General features: G+C 40.8%; 20 protein-coding genes and 1 riboswitch. Of the genes, 4 read left to right on the top strand and 16 right to left on the bottom strand.

Annotation, left to right across the window (positions count from 1 at the left end; genetic code table 11):
- The first annotated feature begins 16 nt into the window (after positions 1-16).
- Positions 17-781, top strand: a complete 765-nt coding sequence (locus RDY04_RS04425) for a tRNA1(Val) (adenine(37)-N6)-methyltransferase (protein WP_303949870.1) — start codon at positions 17-19, stop codon at positions 779-781.
- A gap of 3 nt (positions 782-784) precedes the next feature.
- Entirely contained in the window at positions 785-1054 is a 270-nt protein-coding gene (locus RDY04_RS04420) for a GIY-YIG nuclease family protein (RefSeq protein ID WP_303949868.1), read from the top strand.
- Positions 1055-1433: 379 nt separating this feature from the next.
- On the opposite strand, the gene RDY04_RS04415 is transcribed toward RDY04_RS04420, so the two are convergent.
- The 5 genes from RDY04_RS04415 to RDY04_RS04395 all read right to left on the bottom strand — a co-directional run bounded on the left by RDY04_RS04415 (position 1434) and on the right by RDY04_RS04395 (position 8381).
- The gene (locus tag RDY04_RS04415; RefSeq protein ID WP_303949900.1) at positions 1434-1943 is read right to left on the bottom strand and encodes a hypothetical protein; all 510 of its coding nucleotides are present in this window, start codon (positions 1941-1943) and stop codon (positions 1434-1436) included.
- A gap of 2 nt (positions 1944-1945) precedes the next feature.
- Positions 1946-4984 (bottom strand): MucBP domain-containing protein, encoded by a 3039-nt coding sequence (locus tag RDY04_RS04410; protein WP_303949865.1) that lies wholly within the window; start codon positions 4982-4984, stop codon positions 1946-1948.
- A 317-nt stretch (positions 4985-5301) separates the two neighbouring features.
- Positions 5302-6888, bottom strand: a complete 1587-nt coding sequence (locus RDY04_RS04405) for a DEAD/DEAH box helicase (protein WP_303949863.1) — start codon at positions 6886-6888, stop codon at positions 5302-5304.
- Positions 6889-7082: 194 nt separating this feature from the next.
- The gene (locus RDY04_RS04400; protein ID WP_303949860.1) at positions 7083-7988 is read right to left on the bottom strand and encodes a magnesium transporter CorA family protein; all 906 of its coding nucleotides are present in this window, start codon (positions 7986-7988) and stop codon (positions 7083-7085) included.
- Positions 7989-8000: 12 nt separating this feature from the next.
- The gene (locus tag RDY04_RS04395; RefSeq protein WP_073686131.1) at positions 8001-8381 is read right to left on the bottom strand and encodes a PH domain-containing protein; all 381 of its coding nucleotides are present in this window, start codon (positions 8379-8381) and stop codon (positions 8001-8003) included.
- A 108-nt stretch (positions 8382-8489) separates the two neighbouring features.
- Positions 8490-8610, top strand: a riboswitch (TPP riboswitch).
- 82 nt (positions 8611-8692) lie between these two features.
- On the opposite strand from RDY04_RS04395, the gene thiT reads away from it, so the two are divergent.
- Positions 8693-9268, top strand: a complete 576-nt coding sequence (gene thiT / locus RDY04_RS04390; protein WP_303949854.1) for an energy-coupled thiamine transporter ThiT — start codon at positions 8693-8695, stop codon at positions 9266-9268.
- 287 nt (positions 9269-9555) lie between these two features.
- On the opposite strand, the gene RDY04_RS04385 is transcribed toward thiT, so the two are convergent.
- The 3 genes from RDY04_RS04385 to murF form a co-directional block, all read right to left on the bottom strand.
- Positions 9556-11100 (bottom strand): peptide chain release factor 3, encoded by a 1545-nt coding sequence (locus tag RDY04_RS04385; protein ID WP_002884210.1) that lies wholly within the window; start codon positions 11098-11100, stop codon positions 9556-9558.
- 349 nt (positions 11101-11449) lie between these two features.
- Positions 11450-12115: a YwaF family protein gene (locus tag RDY04_RS04380; RefSeq protein WP_303949842.1), complete on the bottom strand. Its 666-nt coding sequence runs from the start codon at positions 12113-12115 to the stop codon at positions 11450-11452.
- Between the two features lie 89 nt (positions 12116-12204).
- Positions 12205-13578, bottom strand: a complete 1374-nt coding sequence (murF, locus tag RDY04_RS04375) for a UDP-N-acetylmuramoyl-tripeptide--D-alanyl-D-alanine ligase (protein ID WP_303949840.1) — start codon at positions 13576-13578, stop codon at positions 12205-12207.
- 272 nt (positions 13579-13850) lie between these two features.
- Here murF and RDY04_RS04370 point away from each other — a divergent pair, with 272 nt between their 5' ends.
- Entirely contained in the window at positions 13851-14246 is a 396-nt protein-coding gene (locus RDY04_RS04370; RefSeq protein WP_374110364.1) for a hypothetical protein, read from the top strand.
- Positions 14247-14377: 131 nt separating this feature from the next.
- Here the strand turns inward: RDY04_RS04370 and RDY04_RS04365 are convergent, their stop codons facing one another.
- The 8 genes from RDY04_RS04365 to RDY04_RS04330 form a co-directional block, all read right to left on the bottom strand.
- Entirely contained in the window at positions 14378-15232 is an 855-nt protein-coding gene (locus RDY04_RS04365) for a cysteine ABC transporter substrate-binding protein (RefSeq protein ID WP_003094464.1), read from the bottom strand.
- Positions 15233-15274: 42 nt separating this feature from the next.
- Positions 15275-16033 (bottom strand): amino acid ABC transporter ATP-binding protein, encoded by a 759-nt coding sequence (locus tag RDY04_RS04360; protein WP_045771962.1) that lies wholly within the window; start codon positions 16031-16033, stop codon positions 15275-15277.
- Position 16034: 1 nt separating this feature from the next.
- A complete protein-coding gene (locus tag RDY04_RS04355; protein WP_303949834.1) occupies positions 16035-16712 on the bottom strand; it encodes an amino acid ABC transporter permease in 678 nt (225 codons plus the stop codon).
- Positions 16672-17352, bottom strand: a complete 681-nt coding sequence (locus RDY04_RS04350) for an amino acid ABC transporter permease (protein ID WP_303949832.1) — start codon at positions 17350-17352, stop codon at positions 16672-16674. Before RDY04_RS04350 ends, RDY04_RS04355 begins: the two co-directional genes overlap by 41 nt.
- A 666-nt stretch (positions 17353-18018) precedes the next feature.
- Positions 18019-19065 carry a D-alanine--D-alanine ligase gene (locus RDY04_RS04345; RefSeq protein ID WP_303951926.1) on the bottom strand — a complete coding sequence of 349 codons (1047 nt, stop codon included), beginning with the start codon at positions 19063-19065 and terminating at the stop codon, positions 18019-18021.
- A gap of 138 nt (positions 19066-19203) precedes the next feature.
- A complete protein-coding gene (gene copZ / locus RDY04_RS04340) occupies positions 19204-19407 on the bottom strand; it encodes a copper chaperone CopZ (RefSeq protein ID WP_270537324.1) in 204 nt (67 codons plus the stop codon).
- Positions 19408-19480: 73 nt separating this feature from the next.
- A complete protein-coding gene (locus RDY04_RS04335; protein ID WP_303951916.1) occupies positions 19481-21709 on the bottom strand; it encodes a cation-translocating P-type ATPase in 2229 nt (742 codons plus the stop codon).
- 3 nt (positions 21710-21712) lie between these two features.
- Positions 21713-22144, bottom strand: a complete 432-nt coding sequence (locus tag RDY04_RS04330) for a CopY/TcrY family copper transport repressor (protein WP_303951914.1) — start codon at positions 22142-22144, stop codon at positions 21713-21715.
- Between the last annotated feature and the right edge of the window lie 105 nt (positions 22145-22249).

Here is a 22249-nt window from a genome sequence, read left to right as displayed (position 1 = left end):
TGTTACAATAAAAGCTATGACAAATCCAATTTTAAAAGATGGAGAACGCATTGACCAACTCTTCTCCACAGATGTAAAAATCATACAAAACAAGGAGGTCTTCAGCTATTCTATCGACAGTGTCCTCCTCTCTCGATTCCCAAAAATTCCAAAGAAGGGGTTAATCGTCGACCTCTGTTCGGGAAATGGTGCCGTTGGCCTCTTTGCTAGTACACGCACTGAGGCACCAATTACCTTGGTTGAGCTACAAGAACGCCTGGCTGACATGGCCAAACGTTCTGTCACCCTCAACCAACTAGAGGACCAGGTTACTGTTGTCAATGACGACCTAAAAAATTTGCTTGACCATGCCCCACGATCACAGGTGGACCTTATCCTCTGTAACCCTCCCTACTTTAAGGCGACAGAAACATCCAAGAAGAATCTGTCCGAGCACTACCTCTTGGCCCGTCACGAAATCACGACTAATCTAGAGGAAATTTGCCAGATCGCACGTCATGCCCTCAAATCTAACGGACGCATTGCCATGGTGCATCGCCCTGACCGCTTTTTGGATATCATCGACACCATGCGCCAGTACAATCTAGCACCTAAACGCATCCAGTTTATCTATCCTAAGATGGGACGTGAGGCAAATATGCTCCTGATTGAAGCCATTAAAGACGGCTCGACAGATGGCTTGAAAATCCTTCCGCCTCTCTTTGTGCATAAGGAAAATGGGGATTATACTGACGAAATCTTTGAGATTTACTTTGGAAAAAAGGCTGAAGGTGAGTCCTAAACGATGACAGCAAAGGATAGCAAGGCCTACATGTATGTGGTTGAGTGTGCCGATGGCACCCTCTATACAGGCTATACCACAGACGTCGAACGCCGCCTCAAAACCCATAACGCAGGCAAAGGCGCCAAGTATACCAGAGCTCGCCTACCAGTTAAACTCCTCTACTCAGAAGCCTTTGACAGCAAGTCTGAAGCCATGAGCGCCGAAGCACTCTTTAAGAAAAAAATCCGAGAGAAAAAGCTAGCTTATATCAAAGAACACACGGAAAAATAACCGTGTATTTGTTTGTCTTGAATGATCAAATTAAGTGCATACTTTCCTCTTAGAAGACTTCATAAGGTGCTTTCCAGTTTAGACATTTTCATGTCCTATTATTTAATTTATTCTCCCAAAGCTGAATGATATAGTCTTCAATCAATGTCAAATCACTACCTTTTAGAAAGATTCTCATAGTGGTATACAACGCACGTGCATGAATAATTCTACATGCTCTAAATAGCTTTAAAATCAGTAGTATTACTCCAAATTTAGTAAATAAAAAAGACACCCGGCAAGGTGTCCTGAATTATATCCACAGTAAATGCCGTAATATAGATAAACTCATCTTTAGGTATAAATAATCTTACAAAATGCTTCTATGCTATCTTATTCTCTAATTAAACCTACTTTGATAAATTAAATTAAACAACCACTGAAGATTGATTAATGGTTTTGATTGAACATCAATCACAGGTTGAACAGTTTCTCTAATTTCTTTTTGGACTTTTCGTTGATTATATTTAATCTTGTGATAACGTTTGTCAAGAGCAGTTTTGATAGAAAAATCATGATTTAAAAGATAGCCATCACCCGATGCCGAACTAAAATATAGAGTATCACCTGAAAGACCTAATATAGACCTTTCCGTTCCTTTATTTCTAGTTATAGCGTACATTCCATCATCATCATAGCTAATACCATCTATTTTCGGTGTATAAATCCAGCCATTATTCTCCATCAACATAACAATGTCCGGCTCTGTCCCCTCCTTATGAGGAATATGCTGAGCATAATAAACAGAGTGGTATTTTAAATTAAAAAAACTAAATAGGCTCATTCCTAAAATTGTAACCAACCCTATAAATAGTCCTACAAAAATCCCTAAAATATTGCTTTTTTTCATTGTCATATTCTCTTTCCTCTTCTACGACCAAACAATCTCTTGACTGGATTAACAACAAAACGTTTCACAGTATTTACGACAGGTCTTACAATATAACGTTTTGTTGCTTTTGCAATTGGTCTAACAACTTTTTGATAAATTGGTCTAACAATTGGTTTCACAACACGGTTGTAAACAGGTTTAACTATCTTATTATAAACTGGTTTTATAATGTTCCTATTGACAAACCCAGATACTGGTTTAACGATACGATTATACACTGGCTTAATTATATTGTTATAAACAACCTTACCAATAGGTTTAACCACGGTATTATTAACAACCTGTACAATTGGCTTAGCAACAGTCCTAATACTATTATATACTGGTTTTGCGATTTTATTAATAGTAAAATTAGCTACTGGTTTGATGAAGTTTTTGTTAATTTTAGAAACGGTTTGTATGGTATTATTGCTCATTCTAACCAAATTTCTTCTAATTGGAGTAGTAAGGTTTTTCTCGAAGAATTTTAGCGGTTGTTTGATAAAGGTAATAGCTCGAGACTTTAATGGCTCCCAGAGGTCTGTTCGAAAAGTTCCAAGCGGGTCTTTAAACAACCTTCTTACAACAGCTTCAATATTTTTAAGTTTTTTTAAGGCAATCAATGCTATACCAGACAAACTTGCAACGCTTCCAATTAATAAGAGACTCATATAGCTATCTGTAGGTGTATTTTTCGACTGCTCTTCTAAGGCTTGAGAATAGTATTCTTGGCGTTTCTGTTCCAGATTATCAGTACTGTAATATTTTTCAATGGCTTGATCAAGATCCATATCTTTAAACTCACTATGATATCTCAAGATGTAAGCATCAATATCCGTGAGAAAATCCTTTTTATCGATAGTAGTTAGCAAGTCCCCCACTAAGGAATTATTTTGGAAGAGAATCTCTTCAGTAGATAAACCAGACTTATTATACGGGGACAGCCCAGCAAATAATTTAACTATCTCTTTTAAAAATCCACTTCTATAAGAAGTAGCAATTGGAGCTGCCAGATGTGGGAAATCTATTGTGTAAGATTTATCAGTATGTGATTTTCCTAGTAAATAATCAACATCAGAAGTTAAAAATTCCGAAGCTTCACCAAAGTCATTTGTCATTGATTGTAGCTTATCATTAGCATAAGGAACTCGAGCAATGGCATTTGCAATTGTATGATTAATTTTATCATGATCTTTACCATATTTTTTCCGAGCTTCATCACCAACCGACTTAATATAAGTAAGAAAGTCCTTTTTTTCATCCATAGTCATATTGGTATTGACTAAGAATGGATCTTTCTGCTTCTCATTTTTTGATGGTTTTTCTTGACTCTTAGGTATAGTTTTGGGAATTGGTAGACCTGGGCTATTGTATTGTTCTATTCCTAAATGGTTGCCATAATGAGAAAAAGTCGGCGTTGGAACATAGCTTTTTGAAGAATGGTATTGCACTCTAGTATTAGTATCATATGATTGGCTAGCACTATTTGGTGGCACCACAGGATGACCAACTAAAGCGATCTGTGACTGTGATTCTTTACCTTTATTCTTATTTATCAGAACTTGATGTATAGGTTGTTGAATTTTCTTATAAGTAAAAACCTTTGTAAGTGGTTGGTTAACCAAAACTTCAAATCTTTCTGGCGTTCTATAGCCACTAATCACTTTTGGTGTATGTGTCACCTTTTGGCCATCAAGTGCAATATATTTCACACTCTCAGATAAGACTTTGCCATTTTCATCTTGGAATTTTAAAGTAACTGGAAATTCTTTCTGATAAGCAAACTGAATCCTTGTCCTACCCCAGCTTTCTGAGAATTTCTTTACATCAATTAACCGATAGTCTTTAATACTTATAGAATCAACCTTATAAGATTCATCATCAAAGCCTTTATAAAATTCTGTCTTCTTCAGTTCTTTGCCATGATTGTCTACATACTGAACTATAATGGACCTAGAAATGCGAGATTTGATATTCGCTTGTAAACTGCTGCCAAAAATGTCATATCGAACAGCCATTGGATAGTAATAAGAATCATTAACTCTTTCTGGTGCTGGCGAATAAAAAGTATAATCAAAATTTGAAATAAAACCTGCACCTAAATAGCCACCCTTCGGCAAATCCTTAGACCCATTAAGGCCTACTACACCCGGTGTTGCATCATAAATAATGCCATCTTTTTTTATAAGATTAGACTCCGTTGGAATAATTTCAACCAAATTCGCAAGATTGGTCTGTACCCCTTGGGCTGCATCAATATCTGTTGATATGAAACTTACTACCACAGGCTGCTCTATTTTTGTTCCATGCTTGACAATTTGATAATGGAGAGCAAGATTGCTCGCATTATTATATAAGATAACAATTGAATTTCCTGTTGCACCCAAGATTGACTGCTCTCCAGCAAATCCAAGTCCTTTAGGACGATTATCATTGTATCCAGAGTTAGAGGCCCATTCATCTTTATCACTTTCTAGAACAGTCCACAGCAAGTCTAACTCTATCCCTGATAAAGTCTTACCTATATAATTGATACGACCGCTATCTCCTACATTCGTGCTATAAGCTATAACAGGTGTAGAGGGTGTATTAGAAGCCCCAAACCTCTCAGGATCATTTATGATACCATTTTCTTTTCCCTGTATAATCTCTGTATATGTCTTGTCTGACCAATGAAGTCCCTCTTCTGTTAAGAAGTTATCATCAGTTAAGTTATTTCCTTCAAGATTGATTTCAACATCCTTAAAGAAATCAGTGCCTGTAACTGATGGGTCTACTCCACCAGAAATTTCAACATTAGTAATAGTCGGTTCGGTACTTCCATTCTTTTCGTCTTTCTTCAAACTTGAAAGTGTATTCGCATTATTTCCTATAATTATCTCATGTGTAGCTGTTTCCGTAGCATCACTTACATTAGTATCTGTACTTGTTGTTGAACTTTCATCAGCTTTAATATTATAGGAGTTCAAAGCTATAACGGAAGCGAATAGAAATATCCCATATTTAACAAATAATTTCACAACATCTCCTTTTAATTTTATTGAATGTTAATATTATCAAAAAAATTAATGTTTGTCTAGAGATAAAACCTATTCGAATAAATTTAAAAGATGTCCTATAAAGTCAATCGAAATCAATAATTTGATGAGATAAAACTCTCGCCTAAAATAGTAATAAACACTAAAATATTGTCAACGAAACAACATCTTTTTTTTCTACTTGGAATGGTGTTTTTTTGATTCGATAATTTTCAAGAATAAGTGCAATTTATTATGTACTTATATTGTATATTCAAGGTATAAGAAAACGCCCTATTTTCATAGAACGTTTTCATTGTTTATTTATCACCCTTATTACGGATAACAAAGCCGTTTTTCTTTTCGCTTGAGGTACGGTGTGGGCGTTTGTTGCCACGGTTTTCGAAGTCACGACTGTTCTTCTTAGACTTGCGTTTAAAGTCACGACGGCCACCGTCTCGGTCATCGCGGTTACGGTCGCCACGGTATCCACCACGACGGTTGTTATCGCGACCACGGTTGCCACGGCCACCTTTGCCGCCTTTACCACCAAAGCCACCACCTGATGGTTTGAATGGCAATGGTTTTTCACGGGCAATTTCCACTTCTGGCATTGTCTCTGGGTCTTGAACGGTCAAGCTCAAGATGTAAAGTGCCAATTCTTCAGGTGTGAATTCTTGAGCCAATTTAACCGCATCACCCTTGAACTTGTCAAAGTTAGCACGGATAGCTTCATCCGCAAAGTCACGTTCAATTTTCTTAAGGGCAACTTTCTTCTTAGCTTGGAATGCTTCTTGAGCTGTTGGTGGCTTAAGACCTTTCATGCGTTTCTTAGTCAAGTTTTCAATGATACTGAGGTAACCCATTTCGTTTGGTGCTACGAAAGTAATGGATTGACCTGATTCCCCTGCACGACCTGTACGTCCAATACGGTGAACGTAGCTTTCTGGATCTTGTGGAATATCGTAGTTGTAGACGTGAGTGACACCTGAAATGTCAAGACCACGCGCTGCAACGTCTGTCGCAACCAAGATATCGATTTGGTCGTTCTTGAAGTCACGGATAACACGAAGACGTTTGTTTTGGTCAAGGTCTCCGTGGATACCTTCTGCACGGAAACCACGAAGTTTCAAACCACGTGTCAACTCATCCACACGACGTTTGGTACGACCAAAGACAATTGACAATTCTGGTTGGTCAACGTCCATAAGGCGAGTCATAGTATCAAACTTCTCTTGTTCCTTCACTCGGATAAAGTATTGGTCAACGTTAACATTGGTCAATTCTTTAGCCTTGATTTTCACATGCTCAGGGTCTTTCATGAACTGCACACCAATACGTTTGATGGCATCAGGCATCGTTGCTGAGAAGAGTAGGGTTTGACGTTCCTCTGGTACTCGGCTGATGATAGCTTCAATGTCTTCAAGGAAGCCCATGTTAAGCATTTCATCAGCTTCATCCAAAATCAAAGTCTCAATGTTATTGAGTTTAAGAGCCTTACGTTTGATAAGGTCAAGAAGACGACCTGGTGTCCCTACAACGATGTGGGCACCTGAACGGAGGGCCTTGATTTGTTTTTCAATGCTAGAACCACCGTAGACTGAGCGAACCTTAACACCTTTGTCACGACCAAAACGGAAAAGCTCTTCTTGAGATTGCACTGCCAACTCACGTGTTGGGGCAATAACAAGAGCTTGGATTGTATTTTCTTCTGTACGAATTTTATTTAGGGTAGGCAGACCAAAGGCAGCTGTTTTACCAGTACCAGTTTGGGCCTGACCGATAACATCCTTACCTTCAAGAGCGAGTGGAATTGTCAACTCTTGGATAGGTGATGGTTTTTCAAAACCGGCAGCTACAACAGCTGATTGGATGTCTTCTGATAGGTTTAAATCTGTAAATTTCAAAGTATTCTTCTTTCTATTTGAAGGCGGTGCGAAGCCACCTTATGAAACTTGGGTGAGCAGATAAAGCATCTGCTTGTATTTTATAGTCGTTAATTTAACAACTCATCTAGTCTATCATATTTAGAAATAAAAAGACAGAAAATAACGTTTTAAAACCGCCTCCAATTTGAGAAGACGGTTTCACTCACTGATAATTATTTATGAACTAACCAACGCAGATAGCGGGCCAAGACCAAACAAAGAATCACACTACCAAAAATGATGAAAATCCAAGCTGGACTGACAGTCATAAAAGGTAGAGGAACATTCATCCCAAAGAAACCGGTAATGACGGCAAGAACTCCCAATAGTACCTCAATAATAGTCAAATTACTCAAGTTGTTGTTCAGATTGTTGTTTAGGATATTATTATAAGAACCTGATAGTTGTTGTAAGACCTTAGAAATAAGATCCGTCATGGCAACCAACTGCCTAGCTTCAATCATGGCATCATCAAACTGCTCTTTTTCGACCTCATTGAGACGACGATAAATGGCATGCCCCTTAATATGTTCCAAAAGGAGACGGTTTTGTGTAGCTGCAGCCACCAAATAGACCATGCCTGTTTCCAAATCTGAAAGGTCGTACAGATTCTTACTTGTCGTGGTCTGCCTTAGGCGTCGACTAACCTCATCTTTTTGCTGATCCAAGCGTTCAATAACGGGATAATAGGCATTTGAAATCATCTCAAGTCCTGCAAAGAGCAACTTGTAGATAGACAAATCCTCATGGTTATCCACATAGTCTTGCATCTTGCTTATCACATAAGCATTATCCTCGTTACTAATGGTCACCAAACGCGTATCTTGTACAATAAAGGTCAGAGGGATAGTTTCATAGTATTCCTTGTCCTTTTCAAGCGCCAGAACATTATAGATAAAGGTGATTGTCCCATTCTCACGGTTGTAATCCATATGAGCTCGTTCATTTTTATCCAAGGCATACTCTATGGTTTCTTGGTCAATATCATACTTGGTATAAAGGTAGGATTGCTCAGAAATAATATCTGAGTCAATATTAATCCAGTGACGCTTATAACTCAGTTCTTTTTCAATAAACATTTTTCTTCCTCATTACTCTAGCACTGCTGCTGCCAAAGCTTGTTGGATTTCAAAAACATTATTATCACTCTTAAATTGAAGGACCTCTGCAGGCTCCAGTGCTGATGAAATCCAAATCTTAAGCTCAGCATCTAGGTCAAAATGTCCTGAGCTTTCTACAGTAAAACGAGAGATTGAGTGATAAGGGATAGATTTATAGGAAGTCTTCTTTCCTGTAACACCTTGCTTATCGACTAAAATCAAGCGCTTCTCTGTAAAAACAATCAAGTCACGAACTAAAACATAGGCTAACTCCACCTGTTCACCTGGAATTAAGATTCCCTCTAATTGGCGCTCAACCTTATCATTATCTTTTTTAGATGCGTTGCCAAGCAGTCCTGAAAAAATTCCCATAGTTGTTTCTCCTTTTTTATTGTATTGTAAAGATAATCCTTGCTTTAACTATACCACAATTTTAAGATTTCAGACACTTGCAGAAATGGGTTTCTGGTAGTACAATAAAAGGGTCACAAGAGGAGCAATTGCTGAGAATGGCTAGCTTGAATTTTTTCTTCAAGACTTGCCTAAACTCTTACCACCTGATCAGGTTAGGACCTGCGTAGGGATGTGTCTCAAAATAGATTGAAATAGAGGAACTTCTATGACGTCGTTTTGATGTGGCAAAAAAACAGCCAATCAAGACGATTGGTATAGGAGGTTTTTTTATGTCGAAAACAAATATTCGGCCAATGATTGAGGTTGCCCTTTTGGCAACCATTGCTTATATCCTGGACCTAGTTACCCAGCCTATGTCACTAGGCCCTTGGATTTCCCTTTCCTTTAAGATGGTACCTATCTTTCTCCTCAGTTTTCGCTGGGGCTCAAAAGCTGGTGCTATGGGCGGTCTTATCTGGGGGCTACTTCAAGTGGTGACAGGACAGGCAGCCGGTGGTTGGCTAACCTTAACACAAGGTTTTCTGGAGTATTTTGTCGCCTTTAGCCTGATTGGTATCAGTGGTATTGTCAAACCAGCCCTTGATAAAGCCATTAAACAAGGCAATAAAGTCAAGTCTCTGATGGTGATCACTGGGGGGATTCTGCTTGGTAGCTTTGCTCGTTACCTCATTCACTTTATAGCCGGTGTCATCTTTTGGGGAAGCTATGCCCCTAAAGGACAAAGCCCTTATCTCTATTCGTTTATTGTCAATAGCTCATCCTTCCTTGGAGAAACATTAGCCAGCCTCATCGTTTTCTTCGCCCTACAACGATTCCTAGGCAGGTTACTCAATACGGAAAAATAAAAGAAACCATAGGACAGTCTTAAGTGGCAGTCCTATGGTTTTTGTGTTTATATAAGATATTACGACATGAGAAAACGGAAACGATATTTTCCATTTTCGAGTTAGTAAGGGACTTAGCCACGATCTCATAGGACGTGGCGTAGATTGCATTATAAAGATGCTACGCCACGAAGTCAGACGAATCGATATTATTCGTCTGACGTAGTTAGTGAGACGGCTAGCTAGCCACAAGATAGTGGCTAGCGTCAAAAGATGAACGATTTAAAATCGTCATCTTTTGTGCCGTATTACATCTTCTCTTCCAACGTTACATCTGGGTATTTATCGGCAAACCAACGGAGGGCAAAGTCATTTTCAAAGAGAAATACTGGTTGGTCAAAGCGGTCTTTAGCCAAGATATTTCGACTTGATGACATGCGTTCATCAAGGTCCTCGGGTTGAATCCAACGCACAGTCTTTTTACCCATTGGAGTCATGACGACCTCGGCATTGTATTCATTTTCCATACGGTGTTTGAAAACTTCAAACTGAAGTTGCCCAACGGCACCAAGCATGTATTCGCCTGTTTGGTAGTTGGTGTAGAGCTGGATGGCTCCTTCTTGCACCAATTGTTCAATTCCTTTGTGGAAGGACTTCTGTTTCATAACGTTTTTTGCAGAAACTTTCATGAACAACTCTGGCGTAAAGGTTGGTAGTGGCTCAAATTCAAATTTATTTTTACCTACAGTAAGGGTATCACCAACCTGGTAAGTTCCTGTATCGTAAACCCCGATAATGTCTCCTGCCACGGCATTTTCAACATTTTCACGAGATTCGGCCATGAACTGAGTGACGTTTGAGAGCTTAGCTCCTTTACCAGTACGGGTTAGGTTAACACTCATACCACGCTCGAATTCACCAGACACGATACGAACAAAGGCGATACGGTCACGGTGACGTGGGTCCATGTTGGCTTGGATTTTGAAAACAAAACCAGAGAAGTCCTTGTTAAGAGGATCAATCTCGTCACCATCAACTGTCTTGTGGCCATGTGGTTCTGGCGCAAATTTGAGGAAGGTATCGAGGAAGGTTTGAACCCCAAAGTTAGTGAGGGCAGAACCGAAGAAGACCGGCGTCAATTCACCAGCTAAAATAGCTTCTTCAGAGAATTCATTACCCGCTTCTGTCAAGAGTTCGATATCTTCTTTAGCTTGCTCATAGAATGGGTTGTTGGCAAAAAGGGTATCACCATCTTCAATCTTGGCAAAGCGCTCGTCACCCTTGTAAAGCTCCAAGCGTTCGTTATAGAGGTCATAAAGTCCTTCGAAGGCTTTACCCATACCGATAGGCCAGTTCATTGGGTAGCTGGCAATACCAAGCACTTCTTCCAATTCTTCCAATAGGTCAAGCGGCTCACGTCCATCACGGTCCAATTTGTTCATGAAGGTAAAGACAGGAATCCCACGGTGTTTGACAACTTCGAAAAGTTTTTTGGTTTGGGCCTCGATACCTTTGGCTGAGTCAACGACCATGACGGCAGCGTCAACCGCCATAAGAGTACGGTAGGTATCTTCTGAGAAGTCCTCGTGCCCTGGGGTATCAAGGATATTAACACGTTTGCCGGCATAGTCAAACTGCATCACAGATGAAGTTACTGAGATACCACGTTGTTTCTCGATATCCATCCAGTCTGACTTAGCGAAGTTTCCGGTTTTCTTACCTTTTACGGTACCAGCTTCACGGATTTCACCCCCAAAGTAAAGCAATTGTTCAGTGATTGTTGTTTTACCAGCATCGGGGTGAGAGATGATGGCAAAAGTACGGCGTTTTTTGATTTCGTCTTGGATACTCATAGTTTTCTTTCTTCTTTAAAAATAATCTTTTTGATACTTTTCCTTAGCAGTATCGGACGTCAGTAGCTTCCTTAGGAATTGTAAAACTTCCATGCTAAATAGGAACTGACAGTCATCGGTTTTTACCAGATCGAAAAGGAAGATAGTTGTAGCACTTCTTTCAGAAAATCTCTGGCTTTTAAAAGCTACATTTGTTGTCGAGGCTTGCAATAATTCTCGCAGGCACAGCTCTTTTATTATATCCAAATTACAGTGTGAAAGCAATTCTGAAAGCGTTTTGTGTTAGAATAAAACAAATAAAATGAAGAAACACACTATCAACTTTCTGATAGCGTGTTTCTTCATTTATTTAATATTTCTCTTCAGAATGCTCCAGCCCTTTTTTCATAATTATCATAAGAATAATCAGAGCTCCTGAAACAGCAAGGTATTTGACAAATAAGGGAGTTCCCATAATAAATGGCGTGTGTTTAAGCATGCCATAGTTTCCACCGATGGTCTGATTAACTATTACAAGACCTAGATTCAGTATCAAGGTAGCCACCACAATCAGTTGTTGACTGATGGGTTGGGTTTTATAACTGTTAAAAATGACATTCAGGCTGTTGACCAGTAGGGCATAGTGACCAATTAGGAAAGAAAAGCCTGTGATATGAGGAAACTCATAGGGATCAAATACTGGATAAACCAATGCACAGTAGGTCCCGACAACTCCCATAATAGCGAAATAGCTCTTTATCCTACTATTTTTCAGAAGGAGAACAGCAAACATGGCCATGCGGCAATGGTACAGGGGTAGACTAATATAAAGCGGAAAGCCCTGCCAGAGGTACCAGGTATAGAGGGCAAAGAGTTGAATGGCTTGGATAGTAAGAAAGGTCCAACGCCATATATTATTGTTATGCCAAAGCCAACTCAAGTAACTCAAAAACACCATTGCCAAGAGCATAAGTAAATAATAGGGCAAAGGTACATGGGGTGGATGAGTTTGGGTCGTTGTCAAAAAATCCTTCATTCTCTTCTCCTGATGAAACTACTATGCCTGCTATTATATCAAATTTCAGGGTAAAGCAAAAACCTGCTTCAGAGAGCAGGTTGGATAACTTAATTCTTAGCTTGGAGTTCTTCCACGACCTTAGCTAGGTTCATAGAGTTAGAGCCCTTGAGCAAGATTTGATCGTGCTCGCCTAGGCTTTCTTTGATGTGCTTAACCATAGCGTCAAATTGGTCTTCATCAGCTGTTTTCTTAAAATAATAAACATGACCAAGAGGGAACATTTGGCTAGCAAGTTGTGACAATTCTGCAATGTCTTCACCGTAGAAAATCACCGTATCAATAGCATCTGGTGTCAGGCTTAGAATCATCTGCGTATGAAGTTGCACAGACTGTTCACCGAGTTCTTTCATATCAGCTAGGACAGCGATTTTCTTGCCTCCTTCATTCTTAGGAATAGCTGAGAAGGTCTCCAAAATGAGCTTCATGGCTGTTGGATTGGCATTGTAAACGTCTGAAAGAATATCCGCACCGTTAGCTGCTTTTTTCCATTCAGTACGATTTTTTGTAAGCTGCAAGTTAGCAAGAGCTGTGAGGATATTTTCCTCAGTTACACCCAAGTGTTTGGCGACATAGGCAGCAACCATAGCATTTGTAGCATTGTATTTTCCAGTGACTGGCAAGGTAACTTGTCCGTCTAGGAAGTTAGTTGAGAAGGTGAGGTGATCCTTGTATTCCATCAAATCAGAGACTGTAAGCTCTGCACCATCCCCAAAGCGTACCACTTCAAGATTGCTTGGCAAGAAAGGATCAACGATTGGATCACTTGGTACAAGCAAGAGACTACCATCAGGCATACCGTCTTGCATTTGCATTTTACCTTGAGCAATCTTGTCACGACTACCGAAGAATTCCAAATGAGCCTCTCCGATTAAGGTAACAACAGCTGTCTTTGGCTTTGCCAAGGTTGACAAGAGGTGAATGTCTCCCATGTGATCTTGTCCCATCTCAAGGACGATTTTTTCTGTATCATCAGGCATGTGGAGGGCTGTATAAGGAAGACCAATCTCATTGTTGTAATTACCTTGAGTTTTGTAAGTACGATAGGTTGTTGCTAAGATATCATGAATCATGTCCTTGGTTGTTGTCTTACCGTTAGAACCAGTTACCGCAATGACATCAACACCCATCTTTTCAAGATAGTAGGCAGCTAGCTTTTGGAAAGCTTCAAGAGCATCATCAACTAGGATGTGGACTTGATCAGCTGGTAATTCTTTTTCTGTGAATGTCCCTAGAGCACCATTGCCAAAGGCTGTTTGGATAAAATCATGCCCATCACGCACACCTTTTAGTGGCAAAAAGAGGTCACCCTCTGTAATCTTACGGCTATCAAACTCAATCTGGTTAATGGCAACATCTTCATAGGCTGTGACATCATTTTTAGCGCCAACAACCTTGGCAATTTCATGGAGTGTCAGTTTCATCTTAAAATCCTCTGTTTTATTTTTACAAGTCTGGCAAGAAATAAGATTTCCTTGTCTACAATCACTCCCAATTATATCACAAATCAGGCTAGCTTTTGCTTGGGAGACGAATTTGTTACAATGGTTGATGAAAGGATTAGGCATGACAAAGAAAAAATTAATCAACCTCTAAAGGAGAGGAAAATATAAATAGCGCCTGTCAAAGTATCGAAGAACCTAAATGATGACGCCTTAATTGGAGAAAGATCATCCTACCAGAGCCAACAGCTGAATTGATTATCTTAGTGCTACTGGCACTGCTGTATGGTGGTTTTTATTATTATGGTCATTATACAGTCAATAAGGATATTATCTATGCTGCTAGAGCTCGCCCAGTCAAGCGGCTTAATGACGGAACTCTTCACATGGAGCTCTACACTGTGGAAGGTTACCTGACAGACCTCCCCACTAAGAACGGCCACAACTATTTGAATATTTATGTTCGTAAAGACAATTATCTGACCTATAATGTCGAATCTTACAAACTGGTGGATGATAAGGACAAAAGTATTACCTGGAAAGACGGTTCAAAATCGCCTTATAATCAACGAAAGACCTTGCTTGATCGTCTAAGACCTTATATCGTATTTGGAATGTTTGGAAGCTTGTTTATATATCCTTTTTGTTGAATGGAAGATTAAAAGAAACTATAAAAACAAGTAAAACCACCCCTGCTTCTAGTTAACCTAGATAGCCACGAGGTGGTTTACTTGTTTTATTCTTGTTAAGCAAGACTTACCTCTTACGAAGGATGTCAGTCTTATTTCACTTCGCCACCTTCAACGACGAGATCGTCAGCATTTGCTGCATCGCCATAGGTTGGGTGAAGTGTTTTTTCATAATCTTTGTGGAAGAAATTCTCTTCACCAAGTTTCTTAATGTCTTTATTGATAAAGTCAAGGAGTTCTTTGTTACCTTTTTGAACCGCTGGGGCAATGGTATCTGGGTCACCAAGTGATGTGATTCCTACTTCGTAACCTTTATTTTCTAGAGCCCAAGCAAGAACTTCTGTATTATCAGTTGAGAAGGCATCACCACGACCATCAAGGAGGGCTTGGTAAGCATCACTATATTGGTCATACTTTTGCAATTTGATATTTGGGTAGTTCTTTTCAAAGTAAGTTTCAGCAGTTGTCCCCTTAGTAACAATCAAAGTCTTACCTTCAAGCTCTTTAACGTCCTTGATTACCTTGTCTTTAGGTGATACCACACCGATTGAGACTTTCATATAAGGAAGGGCAAAATCCACTTGTTTCTTACGTTCATCAGTCACTGTAAAGTTGGCAAGGGTAATATCTACCTTATTTGAAATCAAGAATTCTGCACGGTTGGCCGCATCTACTGAAACGTATTTAGGTTTAACACCCAAATCTTTGGCCAAACGGTTACCAAGTTCAATATCGTAACCTTGGTAAGCTCCCTTGTTATCTACATAACCGAAAGGTTTCTTGTCCGCAAAGACGGCGATACGGAGTTCACCACTCTTCTTAATTTCTTCGATCGTACGTGCTTTGGCTGTTGATTTACCAGAGCTACTGTTACTTGAGCATGCAGTCACTGCCACCAAGGCAAAGACGAGGGCTAATAGGGCAAAAATTTTCTTTGTTAATTTCATAAATATCTCCTAAAATAATTTATTTTCACTAAAAATAATGGGTTACAAATAGGCACCAAACTGGCTGAAGTCAAAGACATTAAGGAACTCTTGAGCCCGCTGTGTCTTTGGATGATTGAAGAATTCTTCAGCAGTACCTTCCTCAGCGATGACGCCCTTATCCATAAAGATAATACGGTCAGCGATGGCACGCGCAAACTGAAGCTCATGGGTGACAATCAACATGGTACGCCCTTCTTGAGCCAGGTCATTAATCAATTCCAGAACCTCACGAACCATCTCAGGGTCAAGCGAAGCCGTCACCTCGTCAAAGAGGATAACCTCTGGATGCATAAGCAGAGAACGGACAATGGCCACACGCTGCTTTTGACCACCTGACAGTTGTCGTGCGAAGCTATGCTTCTTGTCCAGAAGTCCCACACGGTCCAAAAGTTTCTCAGCCTCCGCAATGACTTCTTCCTTATTACGCCCTTGAGCTTTGACTGGACCCAAGATCAGATTTTGTAGGATGTCCAAGTGTGGAAAGAGGTCATAACTTTGAAAGACCATTCCGATTTTCTGACGAATCAAGTGGAAATCCTTCTTACTGCCAGTGATAGACTTGCCATCAAGGAGAATATCGCCTCCTTGAATGGTCTCCAAGCCATTGATACAACGTAGCAAAGTCGATTTCCCACAACCTGAGGAACCCAAGATAACAACGACTTCACCTTGTTTAACATCCAAGGAGATGCCTTTGAGAATCTCATTGTCCCCAAAGGACTTTTTCAAATCCTTGATTTGTAAAATGCTTTCTGTCATCTTAATTCCTCCAACGATTTTCAAGATAAGTAGACAGCTTAGATACTGGGTAACAAATGGCAAAATAAAGAATCAAAATCGTGCCATAAATCCAGAAAGAAGCTGTTGGAATAGTCAGGCGGTTACTGTCGATAATCTGCTGACCAACCTTGGTCACCTCAACCACCCCAATCAAAACCACCAAGGACGTGGTCTTAATCATCCGTGTCACAAGGTTAATAGCCTGAGGCAACAAGCGACGCAAGACTTGTGGAATAATCACATAGGTATAGAGTTGTCCATTGGTCAAGCCAAGGGCCCTTCCGCTCTCAAACTGGTGTTTAGGTAGCGATGTGATTGACCCACGCACCAAATCGCCCATCTCAGCCGTTCCCCAAAGGGTAAAGACGATAATAGCCGATAGCTCACCTGAGATATTAATGTTAAAGTTCCTAGCCAGACCAAAATAGACAATAAAGAGCAAGACTAATTGAGGCATGATACGAATAAATTCCAGATAAATACGTGACAAAAGCCGAACAATCTTAGACTTCGAAGTCATGACAATCCCCAAAAGGGTTCCTAGTAAAAGGGACAGAAGAACCGAGACGATGGAAATTCCAATAGTTACGCCTAAACCTTGTAAGATACGTAGGAAATTATTCCCCTGAAGAAGAACTTGAAAGCCCGAATCCTGCATAGCGTAACCTCCTTTCAATCCAACTAAAGACTAGAGAAATCGGCAGCAACATCAAGAGGTATGCTACCACCAACATGCCTAGAGCCACATCGGTTTCGTAGTAAAGACCAATCAAATCCTTGGCCACATACATTAAATCCGCCAAGGCTACCGCTGAGAATACTGACGTTTCCTTGATAAGGAAGATGACGTTAGCACTAAATGACGGAAGTGCCACTGCCACTGCCTGAGGAAGGACCACATAGCGAAAGACTTGGAATGGCGTCAAACCAATAGACAAACCCACTTCATGCTGGGTCTGACTAACAGCCTCTAGACCACTTCGGAAGGACTCCGCCATATAGGAACCACCCAAGAAAATCAAACCTACCACAGCACAAGCCTCTGACGATAGAACCAAACCTATACGAGGCAAGCCAAAGTAGAGAAAGAAGAGCTGAATCAAGAGTGGCGTATTACGAGACAGCTCAATATAAGCCGTCGAAAGCTGACTCAAAACTGGAACTCGATAATGACGAATAACGCTCACCACCAAGCCCAAAAGGAAGGACCCAATAATCCCCAGAACAGCAATATGTAAGGTTAAAAAGAATGCTTTCTGATAAAAGGGCAAATACTGTTGAACAATGGACCAGTCCAAAACCTACCTCCTCAAAACAAGATACAAAAGGCGTCTAAAATTCCGTAAAACAAATAGGAAACTGACGACGTGTGCTACCACACTAGGAAGTTTATCTTTTGCTCTAGGAATTTAGCCCGTGTTCAATTCTACAAGATACAAAGGGCGTCTAAAATTCCGTGTGGCAAATAGGAAACTGACGACGTGTGCTGGCACACTAGGAAGTTTATCTTTTGCTCTAGGAATTTAGCCCGTGTTCAATTCTACAAGATACAAAGGGCGTCTAAAATTCCGTGTGGCAAATAGGAAACTGACGACGTGTGCTGGCACACTAGGAAGTTTATCTTTTGCTCTAGGAATTTAGCCCGTGTTCAATTCTACAAGATACAAAGGGCGTCTAAAATTCCGTGAGTACTCACTGACATCTACTTCTAGCCCTTTGATCACGACTCGTCGCTGATGAAATTTGTGAGACACAAATTTTCATCAAATACGAACGAATTGCTTTATTACATTTGAATCGTTAGATTTATTCTACCACCTGTTAGTTTATTTGGATAATATGTATTTTTTATCAAGGTGATAAAGAAAAGATATAAATAAAATCTGGATTTCTGTAAAGAAAAAAACACCTCAGTCTCAGAGATTTCTCCGAGACTAAGATGTCTGTCTTATAAATCATCATTCTTAAATCAAATGGCTTTCACGTTTGTCGAACATTTCTTGTCCCAAGGCTACCAATTCTTTGATTAGGTCTGAGTAAGAAAGTCCCATATTTTCCCAAAGTAGTGGGTACATTGACCATTGGGTGAAACCTGGCATGGTGTTGAGCTCATTAAGGTAGATGGCTCCATCCTCTGTCAGGAAGAAATCGCAGCGGGCAAGACCACAACCACCTAGGGCACGGAAGGCCTTAGCCGCATAGGTACGCATTTGTGTCATGACTTCTGCAGGCACGTGAGCTGGGATGTCCATGGTAATCTTATTGTCGATGTACTTAGCTTGGTAATCATAGAAAGCAACGTCTTTGACCACTTCACCTGGATCTGTCGTCTTGACAGTTGTATTTCCAAGGATACCAACCTCGATTTCACGGGCAACCACACCTTGCTCAATCAAGATGCGGCTATCATATTTGAGAGCCAAATCAATCGCTGCACGAAGCTCTACTTCATTTTCAGCTTTAGAAATCCCAACAGATGACCCCATGTTAGCAGGTTTGACAAACACTGGGAAGGTCAATTTTTCAAGCGTCTCTGCTACGGCTGCTTCCAAATCTTCACCCTCTATGAAGACTGTGTAGGCAACCTGAGGCACTCCAGCAACTTCAAGAATATGCTTGGTCATAATCTTGTCCATAGCCACACTTGATGAGAGAACATTAGTACCCACATATGGCAATTTGAGGGTTTCGAGGAAACCTTGGACAGACCCATCCTCACCCATAGGACCATGAAGGACAGGGAATACCACAGCGCCTTCTTCATAAATATCGCTTGGTTTGATAGCTTGACTAACCTCAACTGTGTCATTAGTCATGAGCTTCTCGTCATCACCTGGTGTTTCTGTAAATTCTTGTGTTTTGATAAAATCACCAGACTGAGTGATAAAGTAGGTTTTAACCTTAAATGCGCTGTAATCCACCGCACGCATAACACTCTCAGCTGAGAGCACAGACACTTCACGTTCTGCTGAACGTCCACCGTAGAGAAGGATAAGGGTTTGTTTAGACATAGGTATACCGTTTTCTTTTCTTGATTTTCTAGTCTCAATTTCGAGAACATAATTACTTTAATCATATCACAAAAGGAAGGGATTTTCAAAAAGATTATGGGCAGAAAAAAACAGCCTGATAGCTGTTTTTTTCCTGTCTTAAATTTCGTCACCAAGTTCGAACTTAGTGCCTTTGAGGGCACGTTTGAGTGACCACTTCCATGGTTTACCCTCGATAGTGACTTGTTTAGTTTCGAGGTCAACTTGAACCTTGTCTACGCCTTTGACAGCAGAGAGTTTTTCGGTAACGGTGTTGACACAGCCTTGGCATTTCATTCCTGTAATGTTATATGTTTTTGTCATTTTTCTTTCTTCCTTTGCTTTAATTATTTTTTGATATACGTCTTAAGTGATGGGGAGCATAAGCAATCGACACTTAGACTTTGCGACGTTTGAGACGCAGAGCATTGAGGACGACTGAGACAGAGCTAAAGCTCATGGCCAGTCCTGCTATCATTGGGTCAAGGAGTGGGCCTCCAAAGAGGTGGAGGACACCCATGGCCACTGGGATAGACAAGATATTGTAGATAAAGGCCCAAAAGAGGTTCTCTTTAATCGTTATGATCGTCGCCTGACTAATTTTCAGAGCCTTAACCACATCCATGAGATTTGGTTTCATAAGGACCATATCGGCACTTTCCATGGCAATATCTGTCCCTGAACCCATGGCAATACCGATATCAGCAGTCGCAAGGGCTGGGGCATCATTGATACCATCACCAACCATGATAACTGATTTTTCTTCTGCTTGCAGGTCGCTAATCACCCTAGATTTTTCTTGCGGAAGCACTTGACTGATAACGCGCTTGATACCAACCTTTTGAGCGATGGCTTGAGCTGTTTGGTCATTATCCCCAGTCAACATGATGACTTCCTTGCCCATTTGATGAAGAGCTGCCACCATATCGGCACTATCTGCTTTAACCTGATCGGCTACACCAAAGAGTCCGATTAACTTGCCATCCTCAGCTAGGAAAATCGGTGTCTGACTATCAGCTGTCAAGCTTTGGAAATCAGCTTGTGCTGAAGTCAAGTCGACTTTTTCCTCTGCCATAAGGGTTTGATTCCCAGCTAGATAAGTTTTTCCTGCATAGATGGCAGTAAGTCCTCGTCCAGTCAAACTTGAGAAATTATCCATTTCTAACAAGTCCAAGTTAGCATTTTCTGCTGCCACAAGGATGGCTTGACCCAAGGGGTGTTCAGACTTGGCTTCCAAGGATGCCAAAAGTTGCAAGGCGGCTCCGCCATTGCCATAAGTATAGCTAGAAACGAGCTGAGGTTTGCCCTGAGTAATGGTTCCTGTCTTGTCAAAAATGAGGACGTCAGCCTTGTGAGCTAACTCGAGCACATCTCCACGCTTGTAGAGAATACCATGCTCGGCACCAAGGCCTGTACCAACCATGATGGCTGTTGGTGTCGCAAGACCTAAAGCACATGGACAAGCAATAACCAAGACGCTGACTGCGACAGTCATTGCGAAGGTAAAGGTTTGTCCCATGATAAAGTACCAGAAGAGACCTGAAACAAGGGCAATAGCCATGACAACGGGAACAAAGACAGCTGACACCTGATCGGCAATCTTAGCAATCGGTGCCTTGGTTTGTTGGGCATCCTCGACCAATTTGATGATTTGGGAAAGCAAGGTGTCCTTACCAATCTTTTCAGCTTCATAAATCAGACTACCTTGACCATTAATAGAACCTGCAAACACTGGTTTACCAACAGATTTTTCAATAGGAAGTGACTCACCTGTAAGCATACTCTCATCAATAGCAGAGCTACCAGAAATCACCTGACCATCCACGGCTATCTTTTCCCCAGGTTTGACCACAATATGGTCACCAAGAACAACCTTATCCACAGGAAGCTTGACTTCCTTACCATCACGAAGGACAGTTGCTTCCTTGGCTGACAAGTGCATGAGTTTCTTGATAGCTTCTGATGTTCGACCCTTAGAGAGGGTTTCAAAGTACTTACCAAGAGTAATCAGGGTCAAGATAACAGCCACTGACTCAAAATAAAGTTGGTGGGCGTGATGGGCATGTCCCAAAGAAATGTGATAAGTACCATAGAGACTATAAAGAAAGGCTGCCGATGTTGCCAAGGCTACCAAGGCATCCATGTTAGGATGACCCTTAGCCAAGGTACGAAAACCATTACTATAGAAGGAACGGCCCAACCACATGACGGGCACTGTCAAAACTAGCAACACCAAGGCATAAGTCAAGGCCGCATGATGAGGAGACAAGAAGTTTGGCACAGGTAGACCGACCATTGGCCCCATAGCTAGATAAAAGAGAGGAATGGTGAAGATTGATGACCAAATGAGACGCTCACGCACCTTGTGAATCTTGTCTTCTTCACGTTCTTCCTGACTCTTAGCTGTATCTGGGTTGTAGACTTCTGCCTCATAACCAGCGTCAGCCACAGCTTTTTCAATAGCTTCTGGACTGACCTTATCCCCAACATAATCCACAGACATTTTTTCGGTGGTTAGGTTAACCACAGTCTTGTCCACACCATCCAACTTATTAACAGCATTTTCTACATTGGCTACACAGGATGCACAGGTCATCCCATTAACCACAAAGGTTTCTTTTGCCATTTTTTAATCCACCTCCATATGATGCCCACAAGCACATTGGCCAGGCATACAGTCACAAACCACCTGATCCACAGGTGCTTTTGTCACAAGCAGGGCCTGTAACTTATCCACATCAGCTTGAGTCATCGGCGTCTTTGCCATGAGTTGCCCCAACAAATCACTGTGTTTGGTCAAACAAATCTTGTCAAAAACTGCCTCTAAAGCTTGAAAATTCGCTTCATCTTCACCTAAGCTAGCTTGATAGATAAAGCCTCGTCCTTGACGCTGACTGGTTAGGTAACCCTTGTCCGCCAAACGTCCAAGCAAGGTCTTAACAGTCGAAGCCGACCAGTCTAGCTTCTTAGCTAGAATCGCTATAATCTCTGAAGAAGTCGCCTGCCCCTTAGCCCAGAGCACTCGCATGACCTCCCATTCCGCAGATGAAATTGTTAGCATGATAGCTCCTTTCTGAATGTTGTTACTCGTTTACATTTGTAGATTTATTTTAACGCTATTGTGAAAATGCGTCAAGGGTTTTGTCTACATTTGTAGATTTATTTT

Source organism: uncultured Streptococcus sp. (assembly GCF_902463925.1).
Classification (GTDB): Bacteria; Bacillota; Bacilli; order Lactobacillales; family Streptococcaceae; genus Streptococcus.
This window is presented reverse-complemented; position numbering and strand designations above follow the sequence as displayed.

What these genes read in the sequence shown, in the direction of transcription:
- RDY04_RS04425 (WP_303949870.1), top strand. Translation starts at nt 17, where the DNA reads ATGACAAATCCAATTTTAAAAGATGGAGAACGCATTGACCAACTCTTC.
- RDY04_RS04420 (WP_303949868.1), top strand. Translation starts at nt 785, where the DNA reads ATGACAGCAAAGGATAGCAAGGCCTACATGTATGTGGTTGAGTGTGCC.
- RDY04_RS04415 (WP_303949900.1), bottom strand. Translation starts at nt 1,943, where the DNA reads ATGAAAAAAAGCAATATTTTAGGGATTTTTGTAGGACTATTTATAGGG.
- RDY04_RS04400 (WP_303949860.1), bottom strand. Translation starts at nt 7,988, where the DNA reads ATGTTTATTGAAAAAGAACTGAGTTATAAGCGTCACTGGATTAATATT.
- RDY04_RS04395 (WP_073686131.1), bottom strand. Translation starts at nt 8,381, where the DNA reads ATGGGAATTTTTTCAGGACTGCTTGGCAACGCATCTAAAAAAGATAAT.
- thiT (WP_303949854.1), top strand. Translation starts at nt 8,693, where the DNA reads ATGTCGAAAACAAATATTCGGCCAATGATTGAGGTTGCCCTTTTGGCA.
- RDY04_RS04385 (WP_002884210.1), bottom strand. Translation starts at nt 11,100, where the DNA reads ATGAGTATCCAAGACGAAATCAAAAAACGCCGTACTTTTGCCATCATC.
- RDY04_RS04380 (WP_303949842.1), bottom strand. Translation starts at nt 12,115, where the DNA reads ATGAAGGATTTTTTGACAACGACCCAAACTCATCCACCCCATGTACCT.
- murF (WP_303949840.1), bottom strand. Translation starts at nt 13,578, where the DNA reads ATGAAACTGACACTCCATGAAATTGCCAAGGTTGTTGGCGCTAAAAAT.
- RDY04_RS04365 (WP_003094464.1), bottom strand. Translation starts at nt 15,232, where the DNA reads ATGAAATTAACAAAGAAAATTTTTGCCCTATTAGCCCTCGTCTTTGCC.
- RDY04_RS04360 (WP_045771962.1), bottom strand. Translation starts at nt 16,033, where the DNA reads ATGACAGAAAGCATTTTACAAATCAAGGATTTGAAAAAGTCCTTTGGG.
- RDY04_RS04355 (WP_303949834.1), bottom strand. Translation starts at nt 16,712, where the DNA reads ATGCAGGATTCGGGCTTTCAAGTTCTTCTTCAGGGGAATAATTTCCTA.
- RDY04_RS04345 (WP_303951926.1), bottom strand. Translation starts at nt 19,065, where the DNA reads ATGTCTAAACAAACCCTTATCCTTCTCTACGGTGGACGTTCAGCAGAA.
- copZ (WP_270537324.1), bottom strand. Translation starts at nt 19,407, where the DNA reads ATGACAAAAACATATAACATTACAGGAATGAAATGCCAAGGCTGTGTC.
- RDY04_RS04335 (WP_303951916.1), bottom strand. Translation starts at nt 21,709, where the DNA reads ATGGCAAAAGAAACCTTTGTGGTTAATGGGATGACCTGTGCATCCTGT.
- RDY04_RS04330 (WP_303951914.1), bottom strand. Translation starts at nt 22,144, where the DNA reads ATGCTAACAATTTCATCTGCGGAATGGGAGGTCATGCGAGTGCTCTGG.